At 74.6% G+C, this 6,893-nt stretch carries 9 protein-coding genes; 6 read left to right on the plus strand and 3 right to left on the minus strand.

From position 1 onward, the window contains the following. The 3 genes from E6J59_00895 to E6J59_00905 form a co-directional block, all read right to left on the minus strand. On the minus strand, nucleotides 1–119 hold a 119-nt coding region (locus tag E6J59_00895), incomplete at its 3' end, for a CoA transferase (GenBank protein ID TMB23956.1). Next, nucleotides 116–1,342, minus strand: coding sequence for a CoA transferase (locus E6J59_00900; protein TMB23957.1), 1,227 nt, complete (start codon nucleotides 1,340–1,342; stop codon nucleotides 116–118). The genes E6J59_00900 and E6J59_00895, both read right to left, overlap by 4 nt. Nucleotides 1,343–1,381: 39 nt before the next feature. Continuing rightward, nucleotides 1,382–2,650, minus strand: coding sequence for a DUF2088 domain-containing protein (locus E6J59_00905; protein TMB23958.1), 1,269 nt, complete (start codon nucleotides 2,648–2,650; stop codon nucleotides 1,382–1,384). Nucleotides 2,651–2,697: 47 nt separating this feature from the next. On the opposite strand from E6J59_00905, the gene E6J59_00910 reads away from it, so the two are divergent. The 6 genes from E6J59_00910 to E6J59_00935 form a co-directional block, all read left to right on the plus strand. After that, entirely contained in the window at nucleotides 2,698–3,630 is a 933-nt protein-coding gene (locus E6J59_00910) for a TIGR03564 family F420-dependent LLM class oxidoreductase (GenBank protein TMB23964.1), read from the plus strand. Between the two features lie 9 nt (nucleotides 3,631–3,639). Next, nucleotides 3,640–4,035, plus strand: coding sequence for a VOC family protein (locus tag E6J59_00915; protein TMB23959.1), 396 nt, complete (start codon nucleotides 3,640–3,642; stop codon nucleotides 4,033–4,035). After that, nucleotides 4,035–4,916, plus strand: coding sequence for a TIGR03619 family F420-dependent LLM class oxidoreductase (locus tag E6J59_00920; protein TMB23960.1), 882 nt, complete (start codon nucleotides 4,035–4,037; stop codon nucleotides 4,914–4,916). The genes E6J59_00915 and E6J59_00920 overlap by 1 nt, the downstream gene beginning before the upstream one ends. 73 nt (nucleotides 4,917–4,989) lie before the next feature. Further along, complete coding sequence (locus E6J59_00925; protein TMB23961.1) at nucleotides 4,990–5,253, plus strand: hypothetical protein; 264 nt, start codon at nucleotides 4,990–4,992, stop codon at nucleotides 5,251–5,253. Nucleotides 5,254–5,328: 75 nt separating this feature from the next. Beyond that, nucleotides 5,329–5,529, plus strand: coding sequence for a hypothetical protein (locus E6J59_00930; protein ID TMB23962.1), 201 nt, complete (start codon nucleotides 5,329–5,331; stop codon nucleotides 5,527–5,529). A 75-nt stretch (nucleotides 5,530–5,604) separates the two neighbouring features. Then, the coding region (locus E6J59_00935; protein TMB23963.1) for a hypothetical protein at nucleotides 5,605–6,893 on the plus strand (1,289 nt) is incomplete at its 3' end.

Raw genomic sequence — 6,893 nt, forward strand, 5'->3', positions numbered from 1 at the left:
CGGCGCGATTCGACGCGGATCACGGTCGCACCGTGGTCGGCGAAGTAGCGGGTCGCGACCGGGCCGGCCGCGCCGCCGCCGAACTCGAGGATGGTCGTGCCGGCGAAGAGGTCGGTCACACCACCCCCTCGGCGCGCAGGCGCTGCAGCTCGGCCGGGCCGAGGCCGAGCTCGCCCAGCACCTCCGCCGTGTGCTCGCCGAGCCGCGGCGCCGGGCGGCGGATGGCGATCGCGCTCGCGTTGCTCCTGGCGAAGGCGCCCGGGTAGCGGAGCCGCCCGCGCCCCGGGTTCTCGACCTCGACGAAGAACTCGCGCGCCGCGAGCTGGGTGGAGGCCGTGACCTCGCGCGCGTCGTTGATGGGCGCGAGCATCAGGTTCCGCTCACAGGCGGCGCGGTAGAGCTCCGCCATCGTCTTGGTGAGGAAGAACGCGCCGAACTCCCGGCTGAGCTCGTCCACCTCGGCCTGGGTCAGCAGGTTGTGGTTGTAGGTCTTCCAGTCGCGCGCCCTGAGCGCTGGCGATGCCATGCCGTGCTCGTCCATGTACTCGACCATGGCGACGAGCCCCGGGATGCGGGCCGCCCCGCCGCGCAGCGCGAAGGACACGAAGCCGTCCCTGCACGGCCAGATCTCGCGCGCGACGCTCCTCTCCTGCCGCATGAAGGCGCCGGCGCGCGCGCCGCGGTTGCCGGTCAGCTTGAACATGGCGGCGGTGCCGATGTTCGGCATCACCATCGCCTCCTGGAGGGCGACGTCGACGTGCTGGCCTTCCCCGGTCCGCTCGCGCGCGAGCAGCGCGAAGACGACGCCGACCGCGGCCTCGATGCCGCCGTGGTAGTACGACACCGGGAGCGAGCAGCGCACGGGGGCGCGGTCGGGATCGCCGGTCGAGTAGAGGTTGCCGCTCATCGCGGTCACCGTGAGGTCGGAGCCCCGCCAGCCGGCACGCGGCCCGGTCTCGCCGAAGGGCGTGAGCGCGACGTGGACCAGGCGCGGGTTCTGGGCGTGGAGCTCCGGCCAGCCGAGGCCCGGCGTGGGCCCGGTCTCGAGCATCACGTCGGCGCGCGCGGCGAGCGCGAGGAGGAGCTCGCGGCCGCGCTGGCGCGCGAGGTCGAGCGTGATGCCGCGCTTGGAGGTGTTCATCGCGAGCCAGAGGAGCGAGCGCTCGGGGTCGGCGAGGCCGTCCCAGAAGGGCGGCCGGCGGCGCGCCGGGTCGCCCGCGGGCGGCTCGACCTTCACCACGTCCGCGCCGAGGTCACCGAGGAGCTTGCCGGCGAAGAAGCCGGGCTCGCGGGTCAGGTCGAGCACGCGGATACTGTCGAGGTTGCCGGGCAGCGCTGCCATGCGACGTCGCGAAAAGCTACCCGCCCCCGCGGGGCAGGGTCAAGGTTGCGCCGCGAGCGGGAGGGGCGGCAGGTTCCCCACACCGTCGAAGGCGAGCTCGTGTGCCGGCTCGACGATCTCGACGTCGCCGCGCGCGGCGAGCTCGGCGCGGCACGCCTCGGAGACGAAGAGCCGGTCGAGGCGGAGCGTGTTCCGGATGCGCACCACGCGCGCGCGCTCGGCCGGCGCGAGGCCCGCGCTCGCGAGCGCGGCGTCGATCGCCTCGCGGTCGGTGTCGTAGTGGATGGGGAGGGCGGCCGCCTCGGGGTTGGCGGCGGTCAGGCAGTTGAGCACCGTAGTGCGGTAGTCGATGGCGCGGATCAGTCGGCTGGTGGTGAAGTCGGCGAGGCCGATGCCGTACGCGTTGCCCCGCGTCTCGGGCGTGAGCTCGCGCACGAAGAGGCGCTTCACCCGGGGGTCGTCGTCGAGGCCGCCGTGGGGCTTGCGGCCGACCACGTTGGTGTCCATGCCCGAGCCGCTCACGTTCTTCCCCATCTCGTCGACGATCAGGAGGTCGGGGCGCAGGACCGGAAGCCGCGGGAGCCAGCGCCTGGCGAGCACGAGGAGCGCCCGGTCGCGCTCCGCGAAGGCGGCGGCCGGGACCGCCTCGACGAGCGCGGTCTCGTCGTACCCGTTCTCGACCAGGGCGAGGCCGAAGGCGATCCGGCAGCGCGCGAGGAGCGCCCGGCCCGCGCTCCGCGCCACCCGATCGAAGCCATGATCGACGATCGCGCGGTGGCAGAGGGCGGCGCCGGTGTGCTTGCCGAGGCCGATCATCGTCATCTTGAGGAGGCCGCTCTCGATCTCGCCCGAGAAGTTCGTGTGCGGCTTCACGCGGTTCACGATCGCGACGTGATCGGCCTCGTGGGCGGCGCGGTCGAAGTGGAGCGGGATGCCGTCGTCGGTGGTGCCCAGGTGGACGGTCTCCATCGAGGAGCGGATGGGCGCGCCGATCGCGTCCTCGGTGATGCCGTAGCCCGCCAGGATGGCGCGCTGCCCCTCCGCGGTCGCCCCGCCGTGGCTCCCCATGGCGGGCACGACGAACGGGCGCGCCCCCGCCTCCTTCAGGACCGCGACCAGGGTGCGGACGACGAGGGCCAGGTTCGTGATCCCCCGGCTGCCGACGGCGACGGCGACCGTCTCGCCCGGCCCGATGCTCCCGCGGACGCCGATGCGCTCGAGCTCGGCGGCGACCGTCCCGGCCACGTCGTCCACGCGGGGTGCGTCGAAGCGCTGGCGCACCTCGAGCATCCTCGGGTAGCCCATCATTTCGAGGATACCCCATGGCCCCCGTTTGGTGGTAGGTGGGAGCGATGATGAAGATCGGGATCGGCATCGGGGACATCGCGGGGGCGCCCGCGGGCGTCGACGGGCTCGTCGCGCAGGCCAGGCGCGCGGAGGCCGACGGCTTCGCGAGCGGCTGGTTCGCCAACATCATGGGGATGGACGCGATCATGGCGGCCGCGCTCTGCGCCCGCGAGACCCGACGCATCGAGCTCGGCACCGCCGTGATGCCGACCTTCCCGCGCCACCCGCACGCGATGGCGCAGCAGGCGCTCTCGGCGCAGGCCATCGCGGGCGGCCGCTTCACGCTCGGCGTCGGCCTCTCGCACCAGATCGTCATCGAGGGGATGCTCGGGCTCTCGTTCGCGAAGCCCTACAGCCACATGAAGGAGTACCTGGCCGTCCTCGGGCCGCTCATCCGGAGCGGCAGCGTGAGCCACTGGGGCAGCGAGTACCGCGTCAATGCCCAGCTCGCCGTGCCGGGCGGGAAGCCGTGTGCGATCCTGGTCGCGGCGCTGGCCCCCAAGATGCTGGCGCTCACCGGGCGCGAGGCCGACGGCACGATCACGTGGATGACCGGGCCGAAGACGATCCGCGAGCACACGGCCCCGCGCATCCGCGAGGCGGCGGCCCAGGCCGGGCGGCCCGCGCCGCGCGTGGTCGTCGGCCTTCCGATCGCGGTGACCGCGGACGTCGCTGGCGCACGCGCGGCGGCGGCGCAGGCGTTCCTGGTCTACGGCGCGCTGCCTTCGTACCGCGCCATGCTCGACCGCGAGGGCGTCGAGGGGCCGGCCGACGTCGCTATCGTGGGCGACGAGAACGCGGTGGGCGAGCAGCTCCGCCGCCTCGCCGAGGCGGGCGCGACCGACTTCCTGGCGGCGCCGTTTTCGGTGCCGGGCGACGGCGACGCCGTCGAGCGTACCCGCGCGCTGCTCGCGAAGCTCGCGCGCGCCGGCATCGGCTGAGCCCTCGCCATGGACCGCCCGCTGACGGTCGCGGAGATCGACCACGTCGTCATCCGCTGCCGCGACCAGACGCGCGCGCTCGACTTCTACACGCGCGTCCTCGGCCTCGAGGAGGAGCGGCGCCTGGAGGCGATCGGCCTCATCCAGCTCCGCGCCGGCGCCGGCATGATCGATCTCGTGCCGGCCGACCCCCCGCCCAGCCACGAGGGGCGGAACGTGGACCACGTCTGCCTCGGCGTCGACACACCCGACATGGCCGCGCTGGTGAGTTACCTGCGGGCAGAGGGCGTGGAGGTGCTGGGCGACCCGGCCGAGCGCTACGGCGCGCGCGGCATGGGGCCGTCCGTCTACGTCCTCGATCCGGACGGGAACATCATCGAGCTGAAGCGGCGGCCGGCGGCGTGATGCCCCGCTTCGGCACGAGCCTGCCCGGCGTGCAGCAGATCCCGGCGCGCGCGCAGGCCTGGGAGCGGGACGTCGGCGGCCCCCACATCCTGGAGGCGGCGCGCGCGGCCGAGCGCGCCGGCTTCGACTGGGTGTCGTGCAGCGATCACGTCGCCGTGCCCGTCTCGCGCGCCGCGGCGATGGGGGCGGCCTGGTTCGACGCCGGCAGCACGCTCGCCTTCGTCGCGGGCGCCACGACGCACATCCGCCTCCTCTCCCACGTCCTCGTCCTGCCCTACCGCCACCCGCTCGTCGTCGCGAAGCAGTACGGGACGCTCGACCGTCTCTCGGGCGGGCGCGTGATCCTGGGCGTGGGGAGCGGGCATTTGAAGCCCGAGTTCACGGTGCTGGGCGCCGACTTCGCTCGGCGCGGTGCGCTGACCGACGAGTACCTCGCGGCCATCGCCGCGGCGTGGACGGAGGAGGTGGCCAGCTTCGCAGGCGAGACGCTCACCTTCCGCGACGTGATCGTCGCGCCGCGCCCGGCGCAGCGACCGCGCCCGCCGATCTGGGTGGGCGGCAACTCGCGCGCCGCGGTCCGGCGCGCGGCGCGGCTCGCCGACGGCTGGGTGCCGTGGCAGCTCGAGCCCGAGGCGTGCACGACCGCCGTCGCCGATGCGCGAAGGCTGCGCGCGGAAGCGGGCCGGCCGGAGGCCTTCGAGGTCGTGGCCCCGCTCGCCGTTCCGGCCGGCGCGACAGCCGATACGCTGGTGGCCGCCGCCACGCGCTGGCGAGGGGCGGGTGCCACCGCCTTTCACGCCGGGATGGCGGCCCGCGGCCTCGCCGAGCTTCTCGCCCGCCTCGAGTGGTTCGGGCGCGAGGTGATCCCCCGGGTCGCATGAGCCGGGCGCCGGAGCGGCTGCCACGGCCTGGCACCGGCGCAACGGGTCCCCGGCTCCCGTGTTGACGCGCGCCATGAAGAAGCTCCTGCTTGCCGCCGTCGCGCTCGGAGCGGTGACCCTCGCCCGGCCGGTGCCCGCCGACGCGCACTTCTCGCTCGCCATCGGGCTCCCGGGCTTCGGGCTCTTCGTCCAGGAGCCCGTCCGGCTGCCGGTCGTCTACACCGCCCCCGTCTACTACCGGCCGCCCGTCTACTTCGCCCCGACGTACTACACGCACTGCCACCGAACCCACGGCCACCACCACGGCTGGCACAAGCACCACCGCGACTGGGACTGAGCTGGGCTCAAGTCCGCACGCGAAGCGGCCGATACGCCCCCTCGAGGCCGAGTTGCCTCGCAAAGGGGGAGGCCCATGAACGTGCCCCGGAAGATCATAGGCGGACTGATCCTGGTCCTGGCCGTGCTCGTGTACCTCGGGCTGCTCAGCCACCCGGGCGCGGCTCCGTGGACCCGGGTGCTGCTCGCCTGCATCATCGCCTTCGTCGGAACGCAGGTGACGCTCGGCAAGCGCCTTCCCGGGTTCCGCTGGCGGACGAGGCGCGAGATCCACTGATCGAGTGCGCGCGCGCGGCCTGATCGCCGCCCGCGCGTTGACAAGCGAGCCCCAGGGGGGGTTTCCTCGGCGGCCATGGCCGGGGACGCACCCCTCGCGGACCTGCGAGTGGTCGAGCGGGCGTCGGGGCTCGCGGCCTCGTACGCCGGATTCCTGCTCGCCGCGCTCGGCGCGGAGGTGGTGAAGGTCGAGCCGCCAGGCGCCGCGCGCACCGTCCCGGGCGCGTCCGTCGTCGAGCGCGGCAAGCGCCCGGCCATCCTCGACCCGGCCCGCGCCGCCGACGTCGCGTGCTGGGGGGCCCTCGTCGCGGGCGCCGACGCCGTGCTGGGCGACGAGAGCGCGCCCGAGGTGCCGGCCACGCCGGGGCTCGTGCGCTGCCGGGTGAGCGCCTGGGGCGGCGCGAGCGACCTCCCGCCCGACGAGGCGCTCGTCGCCGCGGCCAGCGGCGTGCACGCGATGCAGTGGTCGTGGTCCCGCCGGCCCGTATGGCTGGTGACGCCGGTCGTCGCCTACATGACCGGGATGCTGGCCGCGCTCGGCGTTGCCGCCGCGGTCTTCGCGCGGCGCCGCGGCGCGCCCGAGCAGGCGGTCCGGGTGAGCGGGCTCCGCGCCGCCTTCGCGCTCAACAGCGGCACCTACGTGACCGGTCCCGAGACCCGTGGCTCGCTCTCGCAGTTCGGCGATCCGCGCGGCCAGCTGGCCACCTACTCGCTCTTCCGTACCGCCGACGGCTGGCTCTTCATCGGCGCCCTCACACCCGCCTTCCTCGCGAAGCTGATGACCGTGCTCGGGCGCGTCGATCTGCTCGCCGACCCGCGCCTGCAGGGGAGCCCGCTCGCCTTCGGCATCCCCGAGATCAAGGACTTCGTGCGCCGGGAGCTGGACCCGATCCTCGCCAGGCGTGCGACCGCCGAGTGGCTCGGCGTGCTGGGCGAGGCCGACATTCCGTGCGGGCCGGTGCGTACCCGCGAGCAGGCGCTTCGCGATCCCGAGGCGCGCGCGCTCGGGCTCGTCGTCCCGCTCGAGGATCCCCGGCTCGGCCCTACCTGGCAGCCGGGCGAGCTGGCCCTCTTCTCCGACACGCCCGCGCCGCGGCCACCCCGCGCGCGCGAGCCGGGCGCCGACACGGCGGCGGTGCGGGCGGCGGCGCCCGAGTGGCGCCGTCCCGGGTGCTCGCCCGACGGACCGACGCCGCGCGCGTGCCTCGCCGGCATCCACGTCCTCGACCTGGCGAGCTTCATCGCCGGCCCGTTCTGCCCCATGCTGCTCGCCGACCTCGGCGCCGAGGTGCTGAAGATCGAGTCGGCCGACGGCGACCCGTTCCGCATGGCGGCCTTCGGTTTCGTGGGCTGGAACCGCGGCAA

Source organism: Deltaproteobacteria bacterium, assembly GCA_005879795.1.
Lineage (GTDB): Bacteria > Desulfobacterota > Binatia > DP-6 > DP-6 > DP-6.